The organism is Bradyrhizobium sp. (assembly GCF_019244115.1).
Taxonomy (GTDB): domain Bacteria; phylum Pseudomonadota; class Alphaproteobacteria; order Rhizobiales; family Xanthobacteraceae; genus Bradyrhizobium.
Genome location: NZ_JAFATE010000552.1, coordinates 1 through 24,082 on the forward strand (window position 1 = coordinate 1; position 24,082 = coordinate 24,082).

The 24,082-nt window shown below is 63.0% G+C and carries 24 protein-coding genes and 2 pseudogenes; 10 read left to right on the plus strand and 16 right to left on the minus strand.

Annotated features, from left to right (window positions below; all coding sequences use genetic code 11):
• Positions 1-2 precede the first annotated feature (2 nt).
• A complete protein-coding gene (locus JOZ76_RS24420) occupies positions 3-209 on the minus strand; it encodes a cold-shock protein (RefSeq protein WP_291702861.1) in 207 nt (68 codons plus the stop codon).
• Positions 210-458: 249 nt separating this feature from the next.
• Positions 459-1,928 (minus strand): dihydropyrimidinase, encoded by a 1,470-nt coding sequence (gene hydA / locus JOZ76_RS24425; protein WP_291702868.1) that lies wholly within the window; start codon positions 1,926-1,928, stop codon positions 459-461.
• Between the two features lie 125 nt (positions 1,929-2,053).
• Here hydA and JOZ76_RS24430 point away from each other — a divergent pair, with 125 nt between their 5' ends.
• Entirely contained in the window at positions 2,054-2,716 is a 663-nt protein-coding gene (locus tag JOZ76_RS24430) for an aspartate/glutamate racemase family protein (protein ID WP_291702870.1), read from the plus strand.
• A gap of 26 nt (positions 2,717-2,742) precedes the next feature.
• On the opposite strand, the gene JOZ76_RS24435 is transcribed toward JOZ76_RS24430, so the two are convergent.
• The gene (locus tag JOZ76_RS24435; RefSeq protein ID WP_291702872.1) at positions 2,743-3,669 is read right to left on the minus strand and encodes an N-carbamoyl-D-amino-acid hydrolase; all 927 of its coding nucleotides are present in this window, start codon (positions 3,667-3,669) and stop codon (positions 2,743-2,745) included.
• A gap of 30 nt (positions 3,670-3,699) precedes the next feature.
• Positions 3,700-3,829, minus strand: a pseudogene (locus JOZ76_RS38605) (GntR family transcriptional regulator); the annotation flags it as partial.
• A gap of 306 nt (positions 3,830-4,135) precedes the next feature.
• On the opposite strand from JOZ76_RS38605, the gene JOZ76_RS24445 reads away from it, so the two are divergent.
• Entirely contained in the window at positions 4,136-4,906 is a 771-nt protein-coding gene (locus tag JOZ76_RS24445) for an SCO family protein (RefSeq protein ID WP_291702874.1), read from the plus strand.
• Here the strand turns inward: JOZ76_RS24445 and JOZ76_RS24450 are convergent.
• From JOZ76_RS24450 to JOZ76_RS24475, 6 genes are read right to left on the minus strand one after another with little or no spacing between them, the layout of a single operon-like run.
• Positions 4,848-5,960: a hypothetical protein gene (locus tag JOZ76_RS24450; protein ID WP_291702876.1), complete on the minus strand. Its 1,113-nt coding sequence runs from the start codon at positions 5,958-5,960 to the stop codon at positions 4,848-4,850. The two genes, JOZ76_RS24445 and JOZ76_RS24450, sit on opposite strands and share 59 nt — an antisense overlap.
• Positions 5,957-6,487 carry a c-type cytochrome gene (locus tag JOZ76_RS24455; RefSeq protein ID WP_291702883.1) on the minus strand — a complete coding sequence of 177 codons (531 nt, stop codon included), beginning with the start codon at positions 6,485-6,487 and terminating at the stop codon, positions 5,957-5,959. Before JOZ76_RS24455 ends, JOZ76_RS24450 begins: the two co-directional genes overlap by 4 nt.
• Entirely contained in the window at positions 6,484-7,014 is a 531-nt protein-coding gene (locus JOZ76_RS24460; protein WP_291702885.1) for a DUF3341 domain-containing protein, read from the minus strand. The genes JOZ76_RS24455 and JOZ76_RS24460 overlap by 4 nt, the downstream gene beginning before the upstream one ends.
• Positions 7,007-8,362: an NrfD/PsrC family molybdoenzyme membrane anchor subunit gene (gene nrfD / locus JOZ76_RS24465; RefSeq protein ID WP_291702887.1), complete on the minus strand. Its 1,356-nt coding sequence runs from the start codon at positions 8,360-8,362 to the stop codon at positions 7,007-7,009. Before nrfD ends, JOZ76_RS24460 begins: the two co-directional genes overlap by 8 nt.
• Positions 8,359-11,250 carry a TAT-variant-translocated molybdopterin oxidoreductase gene (locus tag JOZ76_RS24470; RefSeq protein ID WP_291702889.1) on the minus strand — a complete coding sequence of 964 codons (2,892 nt, stop codon included), beginning with the start codon at positions 11,248-11,250 and terminating at the stop codon, positions 8,359-8,361. The genes nrfD and JOZ76_RS24470 overlap by 4 nt, the downstream gene beginning before the upstream one ends.
• Positions 11,247-11,903 carry a cytochrome c3 family protein gene (locus tag JOZ76_RS24475; protein WP_291702892.1) on the minus strand — a complete coding sequence of 219 codons (657 nt, stop codon included), beginning with the start codon at positions 11,901-11,903 and terminating at the stop codon, positions 11,247-11,249. The genes JOZ76_RS24470 and JOZ76_RS24475 overlap by 4 nt, the downstream gene beginning before the upstream one ends.
• Before the next feature lie 119 nt (positions 11,904-12,022).
• Here JOZ76_RS24475 and JOZ76_RS24480 point away from each other — a divergent pair, with 119 nt between their 5' ends.
• The 5 genes from JOZ76_RS24480 to JOZ76_RS24500 are packed head-to-tail and all read left to right on the plus strand — an operon-like array spanning position 12,023 to position 15,866.
• Positions 12,023-12,376: a hypothetical protein gene (locus JOZ76_RS24480; RefSeq protein ID WP_291702894.1), complete on the plus strand. Its 354-nt coding sequence runs from the start codon at positions 12,023-12,025 to the stop codon at positions 12,374-12,376.
• A gap of 35 nt (positions 12,377-12,411) precedes the next feature.
• Entirely contained in the window at positions 12,412-13,353 is a 942-nt protein-coding gene (gene coxB / locus JOZ76_RS24485; RefSeq protein WP_291702896.1) for a cytochrome c oxidase subunit II, read from the plus strand.
• The gene (ctaD, locus tag JOZ76_RS24490) at positions 13,350-14,957 is read left to right on the plus strand and encodes a cytochrome c oxidase subunit I (protein WP_291702903.1); all 1,608 of its coding nucleotides are present in this window, start codon (positions 13,350-13,352) and stop codon (positions 14,955-14,957) included. Before coxB ends, ctaD begins: the two co-directional genes overlap by 4 nt.
• Entirely contained in the window at positions 14,950-15,594 is a 645-nt protein-coding gene (locus tag JOZ76_RS24495) for a cytochrome c oxidase subunit 3 (RefSeq protein WP_291702904.1), read from the plus strand. The genes ctaD and JOZ76_RS24495 overlap by 8 nt, the downstream gene beginning before the upstream one ends.
• Complete coding sequence (locus JOZ76_RS24500; RefSeq protein ID WP_291702906.1) at positions 15,591-15,866, plus strand: cytochrome C oxidase subunit IV family protein; 276 nt, start codon at positions 15,591-15,593, stop codon at positions 15,864-15,866. The genes JOZ76_RS24495 and JOZ76_RS24500 overlap by 4 nt, the downstream gene beginning before the upstream one ends.
• On the opposite strand, the gene JOZ76_RS24505 is transcribed toward JOZ76_RS24500, so the two are convergent.
• Positions 15,850-16,059 (minus strand): LysR family transcriptional regulator, encoded by a 210-nt coding sequence (locus tag JOZ76_RS24505; RefSeq protein WP_291702908.1) that lies wholly within the window; start codon positions 16,057-16,059, stop codon positions 15,850-15,852. The two genes, JOZ76_RS24500 and JOZ76_RS24505, sit on opposite strands and share 17 nt — an antisense overlap.
• Before the next feature lie 112 nt (positions 16,060-16,171).
• Here JOZ76_RS24505 and JOZ76_RS24510 point away from each other — a divergent pair, with 112 nt between their 5' ends.
• Entirely contained in the window at positions 16,172-17,506 is a 1,335-nt protein-coding gene (locus JOZ76_RS24510) for an acyclic terpene utilization AtuA family protein (protein ID WP_291702910.1), read from the plus strand.
• Positions 17,503-17,802 (plus strand): AtuA-related protein, encoded by a 300-nt coding sequence (locus tag JOZ76_RS24515; RefSeq protein ID WP_291702912.1) that lies wholly within the window; start codon positions 17,503-17,505, stop codon positions 17,800-17,802. Before JOZ76_RS24510 ends, JOZ76_RS24515 begins: the two co-directional genes overlap by 4 nt.
• 79 nt (positions 17,803-17,881) lie before the next feature.
• Here the strand turns inward: JOZ76_RS24515 and JOZ76_RS24520 are convergent, their stop codons facing one another.
• Positions 17,882-19,069: an SGNH/GDSL hydrolase family protein gene (locus JOZ76_RS24520; protein WP_291702917.1), complete on the minus strand. Its 1,188-nt coding sequence runs from the start codon at positions 19,067-19,069 to the stop codon at positions 17,882-17,884.
• A 91-nt stretch (positions 19,070-19,160) separates the two neighbouring features.
• Here JOZ76_RS24520 and JOZ76_RS24525 point away from each other — a divergent pair, with 91 nt between their 5' ends.
• On the plus strand, positions 19,161-19,451 hold the full coding sequence (locus tag JOZ76_RS24525) for a hypothetical protein (RefSeq protein ID WP_291702919.1): 291 nt from the start codon (positions 19,161-19,163) through the stop codon (positions 19,449-19,451).
• A 63-nt stretch (positions 19,452-19,514) separates the two neighbouring features.
• On the opposite strand, the gene JOZ76_RS24530 is transcribed toward JOZ76_RS24525, so the two are convergent.
• From JOZ76_RS24530 to JOZ76_RS24545, 4 genes and pseudogenes are all read right to left on the minus strand, one after another.
• Positions 19,515-20,462, minus strand: coding sequence for a fatty acid desaturase family protein (locus tag JOZ76_RS24530; protein ID WP_291702921.1), 948 nt, complete (start codon positions 20,460-20,462; stop codon positions 19,515-19,517).
• A 306-nt stretch (positions 20,463-20,768) separates the two neighbouring features.
• Positions 20,769-22,052: a cystathionine gamma-synthase family protein gene (locus tag JOZ76_RS24535; RefSeq protein WP_291702922.1), complete on the minus strand. Its 1,284-nt coding sequence runs from the start codon at positions 22,050-22,052 to the stop codon at positions 20,769-20,771.
• Between the two features lie 68 nt (positions 22,053-22,120).
• Positions 22,121-23,791 carry a urocanate hydratase gene (gene hutU, locus JOZ76_RS24540; protein WP_291702924.1) on the minus strand — a complete coding sequence of 557 codons (1,671 nt, stop codon included), beginning with the start codon at positions 23,789-23,791 and terminating at the stop codon, positions 22,121-22,123.
• A gap of 26 nt (positions 23,792-23,817) precedes the next feature.
• Positions 23,818-24,082: pseudogene (locus tag JOZ76_RS24545) on the minus strand (histidine ammonia-lyase); the annotation flags it as partial.

Below are 24,082 nucleotides of genomic sequence, written 5' to 3' on the forward strand. Positions count from 1 at the left end.
CCTCAGCCTAGCCGCAAATTCTCCGCTGAAACCCTGCGAGCGCGATCTGGCACCAGCTCGTAGCTGATCCGCACGCCTTCTGCGAGACCGGTGTATCCGGCCTTCTCGACAGAGGAAATATGGACAAACACGTCCGGGCCCCCGGCGTCCGGTTTGATAAAGCCATAGCCCTTGGTTGAATTGAACCACTTCACCGTTCCCATCGCCACGTCGATAATCTCCCCAAAATAAAAGGTGATCGAACAACGCTGATTCGCGCGGCAACTTAGTGGCAAAGACGTCAACTAGAGCCTTTTCCGCTCCGATTGAATCGGAAGAAAGGCTCTGGATTTCCGTCTTGACGCGTTTTTCCTCACGCGAACCGGTGCCCACTCCGCTCGAAAACGCTCTAACGCGTGAAGCAGGCGCGGTAGATTAATCCGTCCGCAGATACCGTCAAACCCGAGCGCGGCATCTGCTCATAGCAGCTTCGCGCCGAAATTCGTCTCCGGATTCATGTCGGCGACGAGCCGCCCTGTCGGCTTGGCGGCCTCGCCGCCGCTGCGGGCAAGGAAACGGCCTGAACCTGGAGATGCCAAAAGCTTTCCATCGTCGACAATGACCCGCCCGCGCGACAGCACGGTGATCGGCCAGCCCCGCACGGTACGGCCGGCATAGGGCGTGTAGCCCGCGCGGTCATGCATGGCATCGTCGGCGATCGTGACGCGGCGCTTCGGGTCCCAGATCGCAATATCGGCATCGGCGCCGATCGCGATCGAGCCCTTGCGCGGATGCAGATTGTAGATTTTTGCCGGCGCAGTGGATGTCAGTTCGACGAATTTCTCCAGGCCCAGCCGGCCCTCCGAGACCATGGCGTCGAACAACAGCGGCAACCGCGTCTCGAGCCCCGGCAGGCCATTGGCCACCTGCTTGAAGTTCGGCGCCGGGCCGGCGCGGAGCTTGCCGGTTTCGTCAAACCGGTAGGGCGCGTGATCGGACGAGATCGTCTGCAGGTCGCCGAGCGAGAGCGCGGTCCACAACGCGTCCTGATCGGCGCCGCGGCGCGGCGGCGGGCTGCACATCCACTTCGCGCCCTCGACGCCCGGCCGGTCGAGGTCATCGGCGGTCAGGAACAGATATTGCGGACAGGTCTCGGCAAACACCTTCAGCCCCTGTCCACGCGCATCGCGGATCACCTTGGCGCCCTCCGCGGTCGAAACATGGAAGATCATGATCGGCTGATCGACCAGTGCCGCCATTCCAATCAATCTGTTGAACGCCTCGGCTTCGGAGAACCGCGCGTGACTGATGGCATGATATTTCGGGTCCGAATAACCACGCGCGAGCAGCCGCTTCACCATCCAGGAGATGATGCCGTGATTCTCGGCATGCGCGCACAGCATGGCGCCGCCCTCGCGCGCCGCCACCAAAATATCGAGCAGCGGCTCGTCGTCGATCTTCAGGCGATCATAGGTCATGAAAATCTTGATCGAGCCATGGCCCTGCCTGATCAGCGCCGGCAGGTCCTGCTCCAGCGTCTGCCTGGTCGGATCGGCGATGATCATGTGGAAGGCATAGTCGATGACCGCACCCTTGCGCGCCAGCGCATGATAGTCGTCCAGCACCTCTCGCAGGTGCATGCCGACATGCTGGGCGGCGAATGAGATCACGGTCGTGGTTCCGCCGAAGGCGGCAGATGTGGTCGCGCTCTCAAAACTGTCGGCATTCATGATGCCGGCGGCGGAGAGCTGCTCGATGTGGCAGTGGCTATCGACGCCGCCGGGCAGCACGAGCTTTTCTCGCGCGTCGAGCTCGCGTTTGGCCGGCCCTAGCCCGCGGCCGACCGCCGCAACGGTTTCGCCCGCGATGGCGATGTCGGCCTCGAACACATCGGTCGCGGTAGCGACGCGCCCTCCCCGGATAATCAGATCATAGGCGGGTTCGGTCATGATCATCTCCGTATCATTCTGCATGGCAGTGCAACTTGCCGGCGGCGGGCATGACGACATCGGCCAGCCATGGCATAGTGGTGGCCTGCATTTCATGCCGTCAATCGACTCGAGCAGGAACTTTCATGTCGCCGCCGCGCATCCTCGTCATCAATCCGAACTCCAATACCGTGGTGACCGCTGGCGTTGCTGCGGCTTTGAGGCCGTTGATGTTTGCCGACGGCCCAAAAATCGTCTGCGAGACGCTGACCGAGGGGCCGTTCGGCATCGAGAGCCAGGCCGATGCCGAGAGCGTGACCATGCCGCTGCGCCGCCGCGTCGAGAGCGACAACATGTCCGCGGCCTTCGTGATCGCCTGCTACAGCGACCCTGGCCTGCATGTCTGCCGCGAGGCGACCACACGGCCCGTGCTCGGCATTGCCGAATGCGGCGTGCTCACTGCGCTCACCCGCGCCGAGACCTTTGGCGTCATCGCGATCGCGCAGCGCTCGATCCGCAGACATCTGCGCTACCTGCGCCAGATGGGGCTGATGGACCGCCTCGCCGCCGAACGCCCGCTAGACATGAGCGTCGCCGAAACGGCCTCGGGCGAGCATACGTTGTCCAAAATGATCGCGGTCGGCCGCGCACTGAAGGAGGAGGATGGGGCGGGCGCCGTCGTGATGGGCTGCGCCGGCATGGCACGCCACCGCAAGCCCCTTGAGGATGCGCTCGGCATCCCCGTCATCGATCCGACTCAGGCCGCCGTCACCATGGCGATCGGCGCGGTGCAATTCGCAGGACAGTGAGGCTGAATTTCTTTGCTCTTGATGGCCTAGGGTGGCGGGATGGCCCCGGTACGGCTGGTGATCAGCCCGTAATGCTCAATGCGCCGGTGACGCGCGAAATCAAAAATCGTCTGCTTGCCGAACAGGGTGTCGTCGAGGTCGCAGGCGTGGATCAGCAGTTCGTCGTCCTCGGTTTTCGCCTCGGCGACGATCTCGCCATCCGGATTGACGATCATGCTGCCGCCGATCATCGGAAAGCCGTCCTCGTTGCCGGCCTTGGCCACGGCCACCACCCAGCAGGCGTTCTGGTAGGCGCCGGCCTGCACCGAGAGGCGGTTGTGGAACAGACGCTTCTCCGGTCCCTCGGCGCCCTTCTGCGCATTCACCGATGGGGTATTGTAGCCGATCAGCACCATTTCGACGCCCTGCAGGCCCATCACGCGATAGGTTTCGGGCCAGCGCCGGTCATTGCAGACGGCCATGCCGATGATGCCGCCGAGTTCGCGCCAGACCGGAAAGCCGAGATCGCCCGGCTCGAAATAACGCTTTTCGAGATGCTGATGCGTGCGCTCCGGATCGAACTCGGAATGCCCCGGCAGATGAACCTTGCGGTATTTGCCGATGATCTTGCCGCTTCGATCGGTGAGAATGGCGGTGTTGTAATGATGACCGTCGGGCGTGAGCTCGGCATAGCCAAAGCTCATCGCCATCCGGTAACTCGCGGCCCGCTCGAACAGCGGCCGCACGGCATCGTTCGGCATCTCCCGCTCGAACCATCGATCGACCTCGGTCGGATCCGTCATATACCAGCGCGGGAAGAAGGTGGTCAGCGCCAGCTCCGGATAGACGATGAGGTCGCAGCCCTTCCCCTTCGCCTCATCCATCAGCGCCAGCATGCGCCTGACGACGATCTCGCGCTCCTCGGCGCGCTGGATCGGTCCCATCTGGGCGGCGGCGAGCGTGATCATGCGCATGGCGCGTGTCTCCTTGATGGATCATGCGGTCAGGTTCATGATACGCTCGGGTGTCATCCGCACAACGACCACCGCGCACCCGCGCTTCCACCAGACCGCTGACCACGAGTTGGCGTAGCGCCTCCCGCACCGGCGTGCGGGAAACCCCAAAGCGATCGCTTCAATACACCGGTCGCAATCGAGAGTGCAACAACCGGTGAGGATGCACCGCAAGCCAGCACATCCTGCTCGCCGGGGCTGACGGCGAGCGCATCTTGCGTGACTCAATTCAGGCCAGCAGCCTCCGACTACGCAGCAAAATTTTGGGAACAATGTCGTCACATCGAAATTGAGGTGAACCACGGAAGTTCGCAGGTGTCGATCGGCCGACACCCTCGACGATCCCAAGCCCAGAGGCATCTTATTGGCAGTCCAACACTCGATCGACATCTTCGCGAGCCGGATCGGCACGCCAATCGCAAACTGGATGTTTGCCATCGCCGTACTTGTCGCTATGCCCTGCGCCGCGCAAGCCGCCATCGCCGGAAAACAACTGGAAGAGGCTACTCTCACGCCACACCTGAATGCCCAATTGCCGCTGCAGATCCGCATGGATGAGCTGCGCGGCGGCACCGCCCCACTCCAAAGCTGGCTTGGAGGCGTGCCCACCGTCTGGATCCTCGCCGACTACACGTGCGAAACGCTTTGCGGGCCGGCGATATCGATCGTGTCGAGCGCCCTGGCCGATACGGGGCTGAGAGCGGGTCCGGACTTTCGGCTGATCGTTGTCGGTTTCGACCCAAAGGACAGCGTCGCGCAGGCGCTCGCGATGAAGACTGCTCAGCTCAGCACACGAGCCGGCTTGCCCGAGCAGAGCTTCTTTCTGCAGGCTACCGCCGCGAATATCGGCTTTCTGACCGAGGCGTTCGGGGTGCGGGCGATCTACGATCGCGAACACGATCAATTTGCCCATCCGGCTGCCGCTTTCGTGGTGACGCCCGACGGGCGGATTTCGCGCGCACTCTCCGCACTGGCGGTGGATGCCACAAGTCTGCGTCTCGCCCTGGTCGAAGCCGGCCAGGGACGTATCGGGCGTTGGACCGACCAGGTCCATCTTCTCTGCTACGGCTTCGATCCCGCGAGCGGCACTTACACGCTCGCGGCGCGCCGGCTGCTGCTCGCTGCCGCGTCCATCAGCGTCATGATCCTTGGCCTGCTGATCGGGCTTCTCGTTCGCCGCGAGTTCGCGGCCAGATAGCGGCGCCCGGCGCCCCATCCTGCGCCTCCCTGACAAGGACCGCATCAAACGTCAACCACAAGACCATGCCTAGAAAGAACGTCGCGGCAATCAACATGGCCACAGTCATCGCGACGGAAAGACCCTGAATTGCCGGCAGGATGAGGATTGCGGATTCGAGCCAGCGCATCGCTAGCGTCAGTCCGCAGAGGGCCAGCAGCCAATGCGGATCCGATCGCACCCTGGCACTCAGCATCGCACAGAATGGGACCACGAATTGCGCGAACGCCAGGGCTGCCAGTACGAGCTGCCAGCCGTTTTCGGATCGCATAAGATACCAGGCGACTTCCTTGGGGATATTTCCCGACCAGATGACGATATACTGCATGGCGTGGAGATAGCACCAGAGCAGCAGCACCGAGAGCAGCAGGCCGCTGTAGCCGCGGCTGCGCCCAATCTGGCGCGGTGACAGCAGTCCGGCAGCAATGACGAAAGCTGTTCCGTTCGTCAGCGCGAAGCTGAGATAAAGCAGGCCATAGATCGAGGAGTGAAACTCAGGCTCGAGCTGCTCCATCCAATCGATCCCCGCGAACGACACGGTCAGGGCCCACAGGATAGCTCCGGTCGATGCGGCACGCACCATCGCCTCATCATTGCGCCAGGCGCGCCGGAGCCATTCGGCGAGAGCGATCCAGACCGCGAAGTAGAACACGGTCCGCAACACGAAAAACCAGACTACGAACCATCGCGCCTTGAACGGGGGCAACGAGGCCGCATCGGCGAGGGCCGGATAGATCTCCTTCATGAAGAGAAGGACGGGAATGAGCATCAGCGCCACGACGGGCAAAGTTCCGGTCGCAGCCACGAAGACCGGATGCAACGCCTCGGTCCAGCGCCGCCGCACCAGATAGCTGGTCATGAAGAGGATCAATGCGCCGATCGGAATTGCGCTCCAGGCGATCCAGGCGACGAGATAGGCCGCGATGGTCGACCGCCCGTCGACCACAAAGCCGGCGATCAGGACCAGGCCCAACCCCACCGCCACCCCGCTTCTTGCGCCCGCACGAACTCTCATGGCGAGCTCTCGAGCCTGGCGCGCTCGTCCGGCGGCACATCGTCGAGCGAGGCATGGCGGCTGAGCTGAAGCGCGCGGATATAGGCTGTTATCGCCCAGCGATCCCGCGGCGGCACACGCGCGGCATAGGAGTACATCGCGCCATAGCCGTTGGTGATCACATCGAAGAAATGCTGATCATCGGCAGCGAGCAGCCGATCGTCGTGATAGCTCGTCGGACGCGGCATGCCGCGCTGCACGATGACGCCGTTGCCATCGCCCCCGGCGCCGTGGCACGGCGAGCAGAAAATACCGAAACGCGCCCGCCCCCGGGCCAGCAGTTCAGCCGAGAGCGCCGGCTTAGTGCTGGCGGCCTTCTCCCGTTCGAGATCATCACGAGCAACCGTGTTTGCCGGCGGCCGGCGCAGCACGCTGCCACGAAACAGCGGCGCCCGCGAATATTCGCTATAGCGCGGCTGCACGTCCATGTTCTGGTCGCAGGCGGCGAGCAGACCGGCAAGGGCAACAATGAGCGGCAGCCGGCTCATCCCGGGACAAGCTCCACCGATAACGCGCCCGCCTCGCTCAGGAACGCCAGGGTCTTGCCCGCCTCGAACTTCGCATCCTTGGCGTTCACACAGAGGAAGAACCGGTCCTTGCTCGCACGATGAAATCGTTCGGCGTTGAAGACCGGATAGTTGAGCCGGGGCAGCCCGTTCTGCCACAACATTCCGACCAGCATGGCGAGCGCGGAGAACAGGATTGTGAGCTCGAACGTCACAACCGCGAAGGCCGATATCGCGTAGATCGGCCGGCCGCCGACATTGAGCGGGTAGTCGTAGTTCACATAGACCTGCATCATGAGCGCGGTCCCCGCGCCGGCGATGGCTCCCGCGAGGCCGACGACGGAGATTGTGGGGCGCGGAAGTCGCAGGATGCGGTCCAGTCCCTCGATCGGAAACGGCGTAAAGGCATCGAGATCGCGATAGCCCGCTTGCCTCGCCTTCCGTGCGGCCGCCATCAGGTCCTCCGGATTCCTGAATTCCGCCAGTGCGCCGTAGAGTTCGTCAGCCATGCTGCTCCTCCGCTTTCTCCTCGTGGAGAAGCTCTTTGGTCTCGAAGATCGAGATCATGGGAATGAGCCTGATAGCGATGAGGAACGGCACCAGGAAGAGTCCGATCGTGCCGAAATAGGTCGACCAGTCCCAGAAACTCGGCGTGAACTGGCGCCACGACGAGACCAGAAAATCGCGATAGAGGCTGGTGACCAGGATCATATAGCGCTCGAGCCACATTCCGATCGCGACCGACACGGAGATAAGCAGCAACATCCATCCGCTTCGCCGCACAAGGCGCCACCACAGCGCCTGCAGCGGAATGAAGTTGAAGATAACCGCGCCCCAATAAGTCCAGGCATAGGCGCCGGCAAAACGATCCGCCAGCGTTTGAAGCTCATGCTCCTCTCCCGAATAGAGCGCATCGAACACTTCGAAGACGTAGCCGTAGGCCGTCATCAGGCCGGTGGCGAGCAGGACTTTGCCGAGCAGATCGAGATGATCTTCGGTCACGAGGTTCTGGAGCCCGAACCATGAGCGCAGTGCGACGGCGATGATGGAGACCACGGCAAAGCCGGAGAACGCGGCTCCCAGCACGAAGTAAGGCGGAAAAATCGTCGAGTGCCAGCCCGGAATCTGTCCCGCGGCGAACAGCAGCGACACCTCGCTGTGAACGGATACGACCAGCGGCACCGCGAGCCCGGCCGTCAGCCTGTACGCCTGCGACCAACGCAGCCAATGCGTGGTCGAGCCGCGCCATCCGAGCGCCGTGATGCCGAAGAAGATCTGCCATCCGCGACGCGTTGCCCGGTCGCGTGCGGCGGCGAGATCGGGGATCAGGCCGGTGTACCAGAATGCCAGCGAGACCGTGAGATAGGTCAGCACCGCCCAGATGTCCCATTCGAGCGGACTGCGGAATTGCGGCCACACCCCCATGCTGGCCGGATAGGGAAACATCCAGTAGACGTACCAGGGCCGGCCGAGATGCAGGACCGGATAAATTCCGGCGCAGACCACGGCGAACAGCGTCATTGTCTCGGCGAAGCGGTTGAGCGAGTTGCGCCACTGGCTGCCCGTCAGCAGCAGGAGCGCCGAGATCAGCGTGCCGGCATGCCCGATGCCGAGCCACCAGACGTAATTGTGAATGGCGAAGGCCCAGTTCACGGGGATGTTGATCCCCCAGATGCCGACGCCGCGGGTGAACAGTTCGACCACCGAGACCATCAGCAGCAGAAGCAGCGCGCTGGCGAACAGCATCGCGATCAGCCAGCGCCGCTCCACCGGAAAATGCAAGGGGATCCCGGTGAGCTGGTCGGTGATGCCGCCCATGCTCTGGCGTGTCGGCAGGATGTCGGATCGATCGCTCATCCCTGGCCTGATCCTTTCTCCTCGTCACGCCAGCGCGCCAGATAGGTCGTGCGCGGACGCGTCCCCAATTCCTCGAGCAGCACATAGTGACGGCCGTCGCGCTTCAACCGCGAGACCTCCGAGCCCGGATCGTTGATATCGCCGAACACGATCGCCCTGGTGGGACAGGCCTGCTGGCAGGCGGTGATCACCTCGCCGTCGCGCAGCGGACGGTTTTCCTTGTCCGCGGCGACATGCGCTGCTTCGATACGCTGCGTGCAATAGGTGCATTTCTCCATGACGCCGCGCGAGCGAACGGTCACGTCAGGATTGTGAGCAGCATGCTCGGATGAATCGGCAGGCAGGCGGTAATCGAAGAAATTGAAACGCCGCACCTTGTAGGGACAATAACTCGAGCAGGTCCGTGTCCCGATGCAGCGGTTATAGACCATCTGGTTCACGCCTTCGGGGCTGTGCGTGGTTGCATGCACAGGGCAGCCCATCTCGCAGGGCGCGTCCTCGCAATGCATGCAGGGCACCGGCTGGAAGAAGCTGCGCGGTGCTGCGATATCGCCAGTGTAGTAGCGGGCGATACGCAGCCAATGCATTTCACGGCCGGCTTTGACCTGCTCCGGTCCCACCACGGGAACATTGTTCTCGGCCGTGCAAGCCGCTACGCAGGCGTTGCAGCCGATGCAGCTATCGAGGTCGATGACCATCCCCCAGGCGTTCCTCGACGACGTCCAGGCGGGGTAGAGGCTGGCCTGTTCGGGCGATGACGGCTCGACCTGGCCCGGCTTGACCTCGCGGGCCAGATCAAATCCCTCCATGCGATGATGCAGCTGAGTCACCGGAAGATCTTCCGTGGTCCCGAGCTTGCGCAGGCTGCCTTGTGTCAGCCATGGCTCGGTGCCGGGCTGCACGTGATAGGCATCGTAACCGAGGCTGTTGCCGACCCGCCCGGCCCGGGTTCTTCCGTAACCGAGATAGAGCGCGACCGTATTGTCGGCCTGGCCCGGCATGATCCAGAGCGGTCCGCTCACGCGACGTTCTCCAACGGTGACCTCGACATGGTCGCCATTGACCGCCATGATGCGCTTGGCCAGCGTTGGACTCACGGCGATTACATTGCTCCAGGTGACAGTCGTCAGCGGCTTTGGGAGTTCCTGAAGCCAGCCGACATTGGCGAACTGGCCGTCCCAGACAGTCGGGTCCGGCCGAAACACGATGTCGAGGTCGCCGGCGGTGTTTGGCGGCGCGATCGTGCTGCTTACGGGCGAGGCCGTGATGAAAGGCGCTGCGCCCTCGACGAAGCCATCATGCAGCGCCTGCTTCCAGTGGGCCTCGAATGCGTCGCCGAAACTCGCCTGCCAGGTCTCGCGGACAGCGACATCCGCGGCCGGATTGATGTCCCCGAGCAGCATCGCCAGGATCTGGTGCTGCGTTTTCACGTTGTCAAACGGAGCAATCACCGGCTGAAGGATGGTCGCGGTGCCATCGACGGCGTACGCATCGCTCCAGCTCTCCAGTGCATGCGCGAGGGGAAGCTGCCATTCGCAGAGCGCGCCGGTCTCATCGCGTTGCAGGCCGAGATGCACCGAGGAACGAACGCGCTTGATGGCATCGCGGACGTCGAGCTCCCCCGGCGCGCTGTAGGCGGGATTGCAGTCGAATACGACCAGCGAATGCACGCGCCCGGCATTGATGTCGGAAACCAATTCGGCCAGCGTTCCCGCGCCGGCGGGGCCGGAGATCGGCGCAGTCAGCTTCAGCGTCTGGCCGACGTTGCCGAGCTGTTGATTGATTTTGGCAACCCAAAGGGCGGCGGCTCCCCCTCCGCTCAGCCCCGAAGCAATCAGCGACCGGCCCGGCCGCCCCTTGCAGGCCGCCGCGGCGCGCGCGATCCACCGGCCTTCAGCGTCCGTGACCTCTGGCCGGGATGCGCCGGCGACGCCGAGGGCGTTTGCAAGCGCCTCCGCGAGCGCCGGCATGCGCCTCGCGTCAGCGATCAGCCGCTGACCTGCTAACGCGCCCGTTGCCGACGGCACGCTCTCCGCCATGAACAACTGATTGCCTGGCCGATCCGAAGACCGCCGGCGCGATTGCGACCAACCCAGCGCATTGCGCAACTGGTCGGGCCCCGGCCCCAGAAAATCATCGTCCAGGCTGACAATGACATCGCACTCGCCGAGCACAAGATGCTGCTCCATCGCCTGCCCATACACCGCGGCCATGATCTGCCGCCTCTTATCCAGGCCGGCGGGCGCATGCAGGTGGACGCGCGCCTTGGGAAATTGCTTCAGAAATGCATCGATCTGCCGTTGCAGCGTCGGCGATGTGCTAGGCCCGAGCAGCAGCCGCACGCCCTCGCCCTGATCCGCTCGCCAGCCCTCGCGCAACGTCCCGACTGCCACTTCCACATCGGCCCAGCTCACCGGATCGCCATGCCGGCTCGGTGCAGCCGCGCGATCGGGATCATAGAGTTGCAGCACCGCGCTCTGCAGGAAGACATCGCTGCGGCCTTGCGTGGTCGGGTGAGCCGGATTGCCGTCCAGCTTCGTCGGGCGCCCCGCATGGGTCGTGGCGATCACGGGCTGTGCATAACCGTCGAGCAGGACCGCGGTCGCGTAGTAGCGCGGCAGGCCGATGGTCTCGCTTGCGGGCTGGTCGACATAGGGAAGCGCCCCCACGAACGAGCTCTTCTCGCACCCTGTCAGTCCCGCCAGAGCGAAGGAGGCGCCCATCAGTTTCAGGAATTCCCGGCGCGCTGTCCTGGAGAACTGTTGGACCGCAGGATATTCTGCTTCGATGTAGGCCTGGAATCGCGGATCATCCGAGAGCTCTTCGATGCCCGCCCACAACGTCTGCCCGCCCGCCGGCCGGGCTTGAGGGCCGGTCCGGCGTCTCATCGGTGACACACGTAGCAATAGGTGAGCTCGCCCTGGCGAATGCCTTCATGCGCAGCGATCGCCTCGCCTTCCTTGCGCGCATCCGCAGGCGGCTCCCAGGCCATATCGGTGATGTGGTCCTGCGGTCGCAGATGAGGCGCTGGATCACGGTGGCAATCGATGCAAAACTCCATCGTGAACGCTTTGGCGCGGTAGGTCAGCGCCATCCGATCAATGCGGCCGTGGCAGGTTTCGCAGCCGACACCCTTAGCGATATGGATGTCATGGCGGAAGAAGACGTAATCGGGAAGTTTTGCGACGCGCGTCCACTGAATCGGCGTGTTATCGGCAAGGCTTCGCCGCACCGGTTCAAGCATCGCCGCGTTGATCCAGATTTCCGAGTGGCAGGTCATGCAGGTCTCGGTCGGTGGCAGGCCGGCTTGCGGCCCGGTCTCAACATCGTTGTGGCAATAGCGACAGTCGATCCCAAGTTCCCCCGCGTGGTGACGGTGACTGAAAGGGACAGGCTGGTGCGGACGGATGTCGGTGTCCGTCATGTACGCCGAATGCGCAAAACCCACGGCTGCGACAGTGCCGCCGCCGGCCAGCGCCAGGCCGCCGATCAGAAACAGGCGTAACCAGGTGTCCGCCACAGAAGAGAATATCTGGACCATTCTCGCTGTGACCCGATGGCGAGCTGTCGGGTCGACAATCCTGACCATTGCCCATTGGTTCCTATGTAGGAACACAAGCTCCGATCCGGCATTGTCTTGCCGCGATCGAGGGCAGCAGCATGGCGGAGAGCAAGCGCTTCGACTACGAGCGGTCGGACGTCGGAATCCGCCTCGCCGGGTGGCTTGCGGCAGGTCTTGCGACCTTCGTCGTAGTCACACCGCTGGCGCTGCCGCTGATGTTTCCGCTATCGAAGAAGCATGTGACGCCCGCGACCCGTCCTGCCCTGAGTTCAAATGCTCCGCCGCTCGAGGTCGCTCCTCGCGACACCCTTGAGGCCTCGCGACGCGACAACGCGCAGTCTGACCGCAGCTACGGCTGGACCGATCGCAATCGCGGGATCGTCCGTGTCCCGATCGACCGCGCAGTCGACCTGCTCCTGCGCAAGGGCTTGCCCGGGTGGCCGTCTTCATGAACTCACGCCGAGCGCTCCGATCGAGGTTGCCCTAGATGTGGCGGCAGTGGATCCCATTCTGGCAACCCGGACTGTCTCCGCAAAGCGGCGATGTCGACCTGCTATTCGCGGGTCTGTTGATCGCGAGCGCAGTGGTGCTCGGGCTGCTGTTCTTTCTGCTGACGCTGTTTTGCGTGCGCTATCGCTCGGGCAACCAGACCGACCGCGAGCACCGCGTAGCCAAGAGCTGGCACTGGGAGGTCGGGTGGACCGCCGCGTCGCTGGTCGGCTTTCTCGGCCTCTTCGTCTGGGGCGCGAGCGTGTATTTCGAGATGTACAAGACCCCGGCGGACGAGCTCGACGTCTTCGTCGTCGCGAAGCAGTGGATGTGGAAGACGCAGCATCCCGGCGGCCAGGCCGAGATCAACGCCCTGCACGTGCCGGTCAAGCGCCCCGTTCGCCTGGTCATGGCCTCGCAGGACGTCATTCACAGCTTCTTCATCCCAGCCCTGCGGCTGAAGCACGATGTCGTGCCCGGCCGCTATCAGGACCTCGAGATCGAGGTGGACAGGCCGGGCCAATATCACCTGTTCTGCGCCGAATATTGCGGCACCGACCACTCGGGCATGATCGGCGAGATCGTGGCGATGGAGCCGGCCGACTTTTCCAACTGGCTCGCGCAGCAGGCGCCTTCAAGTCCGCTTGCGGCCGAAGGCGGCGCACTGTTTCGCGAGCTCGGCTGCAGCGGCTGCCATGGCAACGGCAGCAAGGTGCGCGCGCCGCCGCTCGAAGGCGTTTACGGCAGGCCAGTGCCTCTTTCAGACGGCAGCACCGTGATCGCGGACGACAAGTATATCCGCGATTCCATCCTGCTGCCGCGCAGCCAGATCGTCGCAAGTTACGAGCCGCTGATGCCCTCGTTCGAGGGCAAGGTGAGCGAAGACCAGCTCTTGCGGCTTGTCATGTACATCAAATCGCTCGCAGGACGATCATCATGAGCGAGACAAATTATCTCACCACCGATTACACGCTAAGATCCTGGTTCTTGACAACGGACCACAAGCGGATCGCGATCCTGTATTTTGCGAGCCTGATCTTCTTTTTCTTCATCGGCGGCGCAGCGGCCACCGTCATCCGGATCGAGCTCGCCACGCCCCAAGGAGATCTCGTCAGCTCGGACACCTACAACCGCCTGTTCACCATGCACGGCATCATCATGGTGTGGTTCTTTCTGATCCCGTCGATTCCCAACACGCTCGGTAATTTCGTCGTCCCGCTGATGATCGGAGCGCGCGACCTCGCTTTCCCAAGGCTCAATCTGATGAGCTGGTACATCTTCATGCTCGGCGGCTGCACCACGCTGTTTGCGATATTTGCCGGCGGCATCGACACCGGCTGGACCTTCTACACGCCGTTTTCGACGCTCTATTCCAACAGCTATGTGATCCTCGCCGCTGCGGGTGTCTTCATTGCCGGCTTCTCGTCGATCCTGACCGGCTTGAACTTCATCGTCAGCATTCACCGGCTGCGCGCCCCCGGACTGACCTGGTACCGGCTCCCGTTGTTCCTGTGGTCGCTCTACGCGACATCCGTCATCCTGGTGCTGGCGACACCGGTGCTCGCGATCACGCTGCTCCTGATCGCGACCGAACGCTTCTTCGGCGTCGGCATTTTCGATCCGCGGATTGGCGGCGATCCGCTCCTGTTCCAGCACCTGTTCTGGTTCTACTCGCATCCCGCGGTGTACATCATGATCCTGCCGGGCATGGGCGTGATCAACGAGCTTATCTCCTGCTTCTCGCGAAAGGAGGTGTTCGGCTACAAGTTTGTCGCCTGGGCAAGCCTCGCCATCGCAGCGGTCGGCTTCCTGGTGTGGGGACATCACATGTTCGTCAGCGGCCAATCGCTGGTCGCAAGCCTCGTCTTCTCCTTCATGAGCTTCATCGTCGCGGTACCCTCGGCCATCAAGGTCTTCAATTGGACGGCCACGCTGCACAAGGGCCTGCTGCGCTTCGATGCGCCCATGCTCTATGCGCTGGGATTCATCGGCCTGTTCACGATCGGGGGTCTCACCGGCCTTTTCCTGGCTTGCCTCGCCTATGATGTGCACGCGACCGACACCTATTTCGTCGTGGCGCATTTCCACTACATCATGGTCGGCGGCATGGTGACGGCCTATTTCGGCGGCCTGCACTATTGGTGGCCGAAGATCACCGGCCGGCTCTATTCGGAACATTGGGCGCGCGCCGCGGCGGTCCTGATCTTCTTCGGATTTAACCTCACCTTCTTCCCGCAATTCATTCTCGGCGCTGAAGGAATGCCGCGGCGCTATCACATCTATCCGCCGGAATTTCAGGTCTGGAACGTGCTGTCATCGGGCGGCGCCGCGATCCTCGCCCTCGCCTATCTGATGCCGCTGTTCTATCTCGGCTACTCTGCGTTCTTCGGGCCCCGCGCACCGGCCAATCCCTGGGACGCTCCCGGGCTCGAATGGCAGACATCGTCGCCGCCGCCGGAACACAACTTTGCGACACAGCCCGTGGTGACCCGCAAGCCGTATCAATATAACCGGAATTTTCAGGCGGAGCCGCAAAATGCCTGAACGGGCGGCCTTCGCACCTCAATATGCTTCGGTGCCTCATCGCGACAACACCGCCGAGCTCGGCATGTGGGTGTTCATCGCCACCGAGGTCCTGCTGTTCGGCGGCCTGATCCTCGCTTATTTCGTTTATCGGCACGCCTTTCTGCAAGGCTTCGCCGAGGGCAGCCGGCACACCGATATCGTAATCGGAACGACCAATACGGCCGTTCTGCTGACCTCGAGCTTCCTGGTCGCGTGGGCGGTCGAGGTTTTCTCGCCTGACACCGCCAGGCTGAGCGCATGGCTGCTCACGGGTGCGGCCTGTCTTGGTCTTTTCTTCATCGTGCTCAAGGGGATCGAGTACAGCAAGGAGTATGACGAGCACCTTGTCCCCGGCGTCGACTTCCAGTTCGCCGGACCGCTGGCCAACGGCGTGCAGCTTTTCTTCATCTTCTACTTCGTCGCAACCGCGATCCATGCCCTGCACATGCTGATCGGGATCTGCCTGCTGACGACGCTTGCGGCCATTTGCCGGAAGGCGCCGACGGCGCGTCATCACACGGCGCTGCATAGCGCGGCGCTGTACTGGCACTTCGTCGATGTGGTCTGGATATTCCTGTTTGCGCTGATCTATCTGCCGGGGCGGTCATCCTCATGACAGAGCGGCGGCCACCACTTCCCCTCGTCGGAGCCTGGCTTGGCCTGCTGGCGTTGCTGGCCTTGACCGTGACGCTCGCCTACGTGCCGCTCGGGGCTGGCAATGCCATCGTGGCCCTGAGCATCGGCACAATCAAGGCGGGTCTCGTCGCGGCCATCTTCATGGAACTGCGACATCGGAGCGGCCTTACACTGGTCTTCGCGGGCGCCGGGTTGTTCTGGCTCGGGATACTTTTGTGGCTCGGACTGATGGATTTCATGACCAGGACGTGACGCGGTCCAAGCGGGTCAACGCAACGGAGCGGCTGCTGCGGTCGAACAGCTTGATGCCGAACTGTTGTTCCAGCGTGCGGATCTGCACGGTGACTGCGGGCTGCGACAGGTTGGTCTCGGCGGCTGCGCGCGTGAAGCTCAGCGTGCGGGCGACGTTGAGACGGGCCCTGATCTGACGAAGCGAGACGTCCATAACCAGGTTTTATCACTGCAATCCGACAAATTCGTTGTGCTAATTGATTGGCCGGGTGTTTATTGCGCCCGAGACTGGATCATCGAAGTCCGGACAGGGCACGGACCAGGGCATGCGAAGCGTCAGGCTCGGAGCAGGAGCGGGCTATTCCGGCGATCGCATCGAACCGGCGGTCGACCTCGCCGTGTCGGGCGAGCTTGATTATCTGGTTTTCGAGTGCCTCGCCGAGCGCACCATCGCGCTCGCCCAGGGTGCACGCCAAGCCGATCCCGATGCCGGTTACGATCCGCTGCTGGATGAGCGCATCCGCGCGGTGCTGCCGGTCGCATCCCGCAACCGCACCCGCATCATTTCCAACATGGGCGCGGCCAATCCGCTCGCCGCGGCCCGCCGCATCGGCAGCATCGCCAGGGAGTTCGGCCTCGCGTTGAAGGTGGCGGCCGTGACGGGCGACGACGTGCTCCACGTCGTCACATCCGGCAACTGGCCGATCGAAGAAGCCGGTGGGCGCATCTCGGAACTCGGCGATCGGCTGCTTTCCGCGAATGCCTATCTCGGTGCTGCACCCATCGTCGAAGCCCTGGCAGCAGGGGCCGATGTCGTCATTACCGGCCGCGTTGCCGACCCTGCGCTGTTCCTCGCGCCGATGATCCATGAGTTCGGCTGGGCCTTTGATGATTGGGCCCGGCTCGGCCAGGGCACGCTCATCGGCCATCTCCTCGAATGCGCCGGCCAGGTGACCGGCGGCTATTTCGCCGACCCCGGCAGGAAGGATGTGTCAAACCTGGCCCGGCTCGGCTTTCCGATCGCCGAAGTCCGTGCCGATGGCGAGGCTGTCATCACCAAGCTCCCAGGCACCGGCGGCGCAGTCACCGCCGCCACCTGCAAGGAGCAGCTTCTCTACGAGATCCACGACCCCGCGGCGTATTTTCAGCCAGACCTCACGGCCGACTTCAGCGATGCCTCGGTCGAGGAGATCGCGCCCGACCGGGTGCGGATTTTGGGTGGCCGCGGTCGCCGGCACAACGGAGCCCTAAAGGTCTCCGTAGGTTATCTCGACGGCTGGATCGGCGAGGGCGAGATCTCCTATGCCGGGCCGGGCGCTGTCGCGCGTGGACGCCTGGCGATCGAGATCGTACGCGAGCGGCTGGCGATCACGGGAGTCAATTTGAGTGAAGTCCGCGCCGACCTGATCGGGCTCAATTCCCTCTATCCCGGCGCATCGCAAGCGCAGCCGCCGGAGGTGAGAATCCGGATCGCCGGACGCGCGCAGACAAAGGCCGAGGCGCTGCGCGTCGGCAACGAAGTGGAGACCCTCTATACCAACGGACCGGCCGGTGGCGGCGGCGCATCGAAGACGGCCCGGCACGCCATCGCTGTCGTGTCGGTTCTCATTCCGCGCGAGCTGGCGCGCCCGCGCGTCGAAATCCTGGAGACGACATCATGAAGCTGCGCGACGTCGCCCATTCAAGGACCGGAGATAAGGGCAACACTTCGAACATTTCCGTCATTGCCTATCGTCCGGAGGATTTTTCGCGCATCCGCGAGCTGGTCACGGCCGAGCGGGTGCGGGCGCAACTGGAGGGCCTCACGCCAATCCAGGTGACCCGCTATGAACTGCCGAAACTCGGCGCGCTCAACTTCGTGATCACGGGCGCACTCGGCGGCGGCGTGACCAGATCGCTGGCGCTCGATGCTCACGGCAAGGCGCTGAGCTCCATTCTGCTCGACTTGGATCTCTAAGCCTTCGTGAAAAAAGCGAGGGACGGACTGCACTGAGCAAGATGCCGGCGAGCACCGCCCGTCGCAGGCCGGCGCCTCCTTACTTCTTGTTTCCGAGGAGTGAGCCGAGGTCGATCGAATCGGCCATGGCGACATAGCCGGCGTCGTTCGGATGGAGGTGGTCGCCAGAATCGAACTCCGCCTTGATGTGCTTGGGATTGGCGGGATCGCGAACGACGGCGTCGAAATCGGCCACGGCGTCATACGCGCCGCTTTCGCGAATCCACTTGTTCACCGCCTGGCGCACCTTTTCCTTCTCCTCGCTGTAATAACCGAACAGTGGCGTGCCGTGGAACGTATCCTCGAAGGGCGTCAGCGTCGCGCCGATGATCCGCAGGTGGTGGAGATGGGCGCGGGCGATGATTTGCTGGTGGCCGGCAATGACCTGATCGGCGGTCGGCATCTTGTCCGCCGGCGCCAGCACGCTGTCAGGCCAGCCGATATCGTTGATCCCCATCATCATCGTGACCACGTCAGCGTGCGGTTGATCGAGAACGTCACGATCGAAACGGGCCAGCGCGTTTACGCCCATCCGGTCGGAAAGAACCTTGGCGCCGGAAATTCCCTCGTTCAGAACCGCGATCTTGCGGTCGGACAGCCGCTTCGCGAGATTGTCCGGCCAGCGGGCATTGGCGTCGACGGTCGATCCGTCGCCGTCGGTGATCGAATCGCCGAACGTCACCACGGCGCGCGCCCCCGGTTGTGCGTCGACGAAGATTTCGCTCAGGAATACCTTTGCGGTCATCGTCGACTCGGGCTTGATATCCTGCTCGGCGGCCTTGTCGCCGGCGACGATGTAGGCGGTCTGCCGTCCTTCCCAATGCATGGTTTCGATCGGCGTCACCTCGGGGACGAAAATGCTCACCGCCACCTCGGACAAGGGCGGTACGACAAGATCGATCGGATCGCTCAGCACCGGCGCGCCCGGGGGAATCGTGATCTGCGGCTTGCCGCCGAAAGTCACGGCGCGATCGGACGCGGGAACGATGGCGGCGCCCTTGTCCGAGATCGCCGCATGGACCGAGCCGAGCGTGATCGGATGGTTGGTGTATTCATTGCTTAGGAGCAGGCGGATCTTCGATCCGCCGATCGAGACATGCGCGAGTTCGCGCACCGTCTGATTCCATAGATTGCGCGGAACCTTTGGCGGCGCCAGAAAATCGGGCGCCCATACCGGTTGCGGGCTCGCGCTCCAGGTTCCAATCCAATCGTCGGTTTCCTGCGCCATCGCAGCGCTCGTGCAAAGGCAAAGTGCAACGGCGAAGCCAGCGGACAGCAGCGCACGCCGACACATGTCAACACTCATATGTCCCTCCCTGTTGGACGATGTGCTGAGCCGGGGCGCGACGGGGCGCCTCCTGGCGCAAATATCCCAACGATCGCGAGCTTATCAAAGGCACGGCACCGTCGTCGAGCAAAAGGACATTTCGCTTCGCAACATCTCGGATGCAGGCAATCGTCAGCGCGATGTCACGCGCCTGCGCCGCGCCGCCGAGGACGAAGAATGCGCCGGGCAGCGTCTGGATTTTGGCAGCGATGCTGCAACCGGGGTTGGTCTCGCAATCGCTGCGCGCGACGCGTTCCCGCGATTTCCGGGATCGGGTCTATAATATTCGAATTGCCCTGTCGCGTCGGCTCCGACCGGGCGAGGCGCAGCCGCCTGCATAATTCGTCTAAGTCTGGACGAGTTGGCCCGGCTTGTCCCGCCTGACCGCTGCCAAACACTCCCGCAGCACGCCCGTCGAGTAGCCGCGCGTGATATGGGCGTTGGCGCGGTAGGTCTCGTCCCGCATCAGCGACGCACTGAGCTTTGGCAGATTATAGAACGGGATGCCCGGAAAGAGATGATGCTCGAGGTGATAGTTGATGTTGTGAGGAGCGAAGAACCAGCGCTCCCAGAAATAGGGGATGACGGTGCGCGTACTGCCGAGCTCGTCGTCATAGTCCATGCTGCCGAAATGCTCGGCGACACCGCGCACATAGAAGAACAGGGGAAACATCGTCAGATAGGGCACGATCCAGTAGAGCAGAAAGCCTTTCCAGACCCCGAGCAGCATCATGAGCGTCGCGGTAAGGAGATAGTAGGCGAAACGCGCCAGCCGGTAGCGACGTGTTTGCTCCGCCTGCGCAAGCCTGGGCAGGATATGGGCCAGATCACGCAGCGAGTTTACCGCGACCAGATAACCGAGGAGGTTCAAGCTCAAGACCCACAACTCCTGGGGGAAGGTGTATGCGGCCTTGCCGAATTTGACGACCCAGTCGGGATCCCGGTCAGTGTTGGTATGCTGGTGATGCGCCAGATGGTTCTGACGATAACCTTCAACCGTCGCCATAATCGGCCAGGCGACGAAAAGATCGGCAATCACGTCGGCCCTTTGTCGATCCTTGAGGAAGCGGAAATGCGCCGCCTCATGCATCAATACACCGAAAGCGTGCATTCGCCCGGCAATGACCGCGACCGCCAGGAGATACAGCCAGACCCCGCCAAAATGGCTGCTGATAGCGATGACCGCAGCGATCAGCGCCCAATCCAGCGCCATCGCCGCCATCGTGCTCCGAGGCTGCAGGACCGACAGCTTCTTCAGTTCGTCCGAATCAATCGATGCCTTGTAAACCTTCATCGTGTCCGCCGGTTGACTTGATGCCTGCCCATCAGCCTCTCTCAGTTCAGGCCTGCAACTTTTTGCCGAAGCCGTCGCGTCCGCAGTGTGAGCTCGCAGGGACGCGACTTATCGATCTGTTTTGATGATTTGCTCGATGCAGGATCATTAACGAGTAGCTGGCAAGGCGGATTTTGCCGATGGCACCGTTCTTCTCTTCGTCTCTGCGGCGGCAAGCGACGCTACACGGCTTTTCGGCCGAGCTCAAGGGCGTGGCGAACTTGATCGCAGTCACACGAACCGTCGGATTAACCATCAGCGACTGCGCTATGCTCCGCTCAAGGCCTGCACGATGTCGGCAATGAGATCAGACGGGTGCTCGATACCGATCGACAAGCGAATTGTGGACTCGAGAACGCCGATTCTTTCCCGCATGTCAGCGGGGACGCCGGAGTGGGTCATGGTTGCCGGCAGGCTGGCAAGCGACTCGGTGCCGCCCAGGCTCACCGCCAGTTTGAAGATTTGCAGTGCGTTCAGGAATTTTGCTGCGGCCTGCTGGCCGCCCACAATGTCGAACGAAAATGTGGAGCCCGCCCCGCTGCATTGCTTCGCGAACAGGCGTCCGGCCGGAGACGCCTCCGCATGATGCCCAAGGTAATGAACCCTGGCCACCTTGGGATGATCACGCAAATAGTCCGCTACGAGCCGCGCGTTGCTGTCGGCTCTCTCCATGCGCAGGCTCAGCGTTTCCAGGGAGCGGCCGAGCATCCAGCAGGAATGCGGATCAAGCTGGGTGCCGATGGCGCTCCGGAGCGCCTTGACGTCCTTCATGAGCGGCCTTGAGCCGAGCGCAGCGCCCGCAATCAGATCGGAATGCCCGCCGACATATTTGGTCAGCGAGTACAGCGAAAGATCCGCGCCGTGCTCGATCGGCCGCTGAAACACCGGACCGAGCAAGGTATTGTCACATGCGATGATCGGCGTATGCCCCTGCGTCTTGCCAATCGCATCGGCGATGCGGCGGATCATCGCGATATCGACCAGGCCGTTGGTGGGATTGGCGGGGGTTTCGATCAGGATCATCGCAACCCGTCCCTTGTCCATCGCCTCGTCGGCCGCCTGCCGGACGGCTGCTTCGTCGAGACCGTCGGCGAAGCCGACGGCACCGATCGACAGGCCCGCCAGCGTCTTCGCCAGCAAGGTTTCCGTTCCGCCATAGAGCGGCTGCGAATGCAGGATGACGTCGCCCGGCCGCACGAAGGCGAGGATAACAGTCGAAATCGCCGCCATGCCCGATGAAAACAGCGCGCAGCTTTCCGCGCGCTCATAGACCGAAAGCCTGTCCTCGACGATCTCGCTGTTGGGATGATTGAAGCGCGAATAGACGAGACCAGCGCCCATGCCTTCCGGCGGCTCGCGCCGGCCGGAGACAAAATCAAAAAAATCCTTGCCGTCTTCGGCGGTCCTGAAGACGAAAGTCGAGGTCAGAAACACCGGGGGCTTGACGGCGCCTTCCGACAATTGCGGATCGTAGCCATAGTTCAGCATCAGCGTTTCCGGATGCAGCGTGTGATTGCCGATCTGGGTTTTCGATGGAAATGGCTTCACCATGGCCTGTCTCGCTGTCTCGAGGAAATGACGAACGCGTACGCACCAAAATGCGGTACAACTCTTCCCGGTTATGACGCCAGACCGGGCAGATCGAGCCCGCTCCTGCGTGCGCATTCAACGGCGCTTTCATAGCCGGCGTCGGCGTGACGCATGACGCCGCTCGCCGGATCATTCCACAATACGCGCTCGAGCCGGCGCGCGGCCTCCAAACTTCCGTCGGCGACGATCACCATCCCGGCATGCTGGGAGTAGCCGATGCCGACGCCGCCGCCGTGATGCAGTGACACCCAGGTGGCCCCGCTCGCACAATTGAGCAGCGCGTTGAGGAGCGGCCAGTCCGACACGGCGTCGGACCCGTCGCGCATCGCCTCGGTCTCGCGGTTCGGACTTGCAACCGAGCCGCTGTCCAGGTGATCGCGGCCGATCACGATCGGCGCCTTCAGCTCGCCGCGTGCCACCATCTCGTTGAAGGCCAGGCCCAGCCGGTGACGATCGCCGAGACCGACCCAGCAGATCCGTGCCGGGAGCCCCTGGAACTTGATGCGCTGTTTCGCCATGTCGAGCCAATTGTGAAGGTGCTTGTCGTACGGCAGCAGCTCCTTCACCTTGGCGTCCGTGCGGAAAATGTCCTCCGGCTCGCCCGATAGCGCCGCCCAGCGGAACGGTCCGACACCCCGGCAGAACAGCGGGCGAATATAGGCTGGGACGAAACCGGGAAAATCGAAGGCGTTTTGCAGCCCCATGTCCTTGGCCATCTGGCGAATGTTGTTGCCATAGTCGAGCGTCGGAACGCCCCATGCGTGAAAATCCAGCATGGCCTGGACGTGATCAACCATCGACGTCTTGGCGGCGCGTTCGACCGCCTTCGGCTCGGCGGCGCGTCTCGCCTCCCACTCGGCGAGCGTCCATCCTTTCGGCAGGTAGCCATTGATGGGGTCGTGCGCGCTGGTCTGGTCGGTGACGATGTCGGGCCGCACGCCGCGCCGCACCAACTCCGGAAAAATCTCGGCTGCGTTGCCGAGCAGACCGACCGACACCGGTTTCTTGCTCTCGGCGCTCGCCGCCATGATCGCGAGCGCCTCGTCAAGCGAGTTCGCTTGGCGGTCGAGGTAGCCAGTGCGCAGCCGCATCTCGATCCGACTCGGCTGGCACTCCACCGCGAGCAGCGAAGCCCCCGCCATTGTCGCCGCGAGCGGCTGCGCACCGCCCATGCCGCCAAGGCCCGCCGTGAGAATCCATTTACCCGCAAGACTGCCGCCATAGTGACGCCGTCCCACTTCGACGAAGGTCTCATAGGTCCCCTGCACGATCCCCTGACTGCCGATGTAGATCCAGGATCCTGCCGTCATCTGCCCGAACATCATCAGGCCCTGCCGGTCGAGCTCGTTGAAATGATCGAGCGTCGCCCAATGCGGCACGAGATTTGAGTTCGCGATCAGGACGCGCGGTGCATCCGCATGGGTGCGAAAAATTCCAACTGGCTTGCCCGATTGAACCAGAAGCGTCTGGTCACCTTCGAGCTTGCGGAGCGACGCAACGATGCGATCAAAACTCTGCCAGTCGCGCGCCGCGCGGCCAATGCCGCCATACACCACGAGCTCGCTCGGCCGCTCGGCGACATCAGGATCGAGATTGTTCATCAGCATGCGGAGCGGCGCCTCCGTCAGCCAGCTCCTGGCGCTGATCTCAGTGCCGCGGGGGGCTCGGATCGAACGGTCGTTATCGAATCGTCGGTTCATCAGGGGGACCCTTCGGGCAGGCGTCGTCAGGCAAGTGTCGGAAACGGGTTTTTGGCGAGCACGGCGATCGCAGCGGCCGGCAGTTGCCCCTCCTCGACCAGCGTTCTTGCCTTTGCGAGGTCATCGGCCATGTAGCGATCGGCGCCGAGCGCTGGCACCTGCTCGCGCAAGACCGCAATGACGGCCGCGAGCGCCGGGCTCGTCAAATGCGGCGAACGCAGCTCGATGCCCTGCGCTGCAACCAACAGCTCGATGCCAAGAATGGCCGCGAGGTTGTCCGCCATGTCGGAC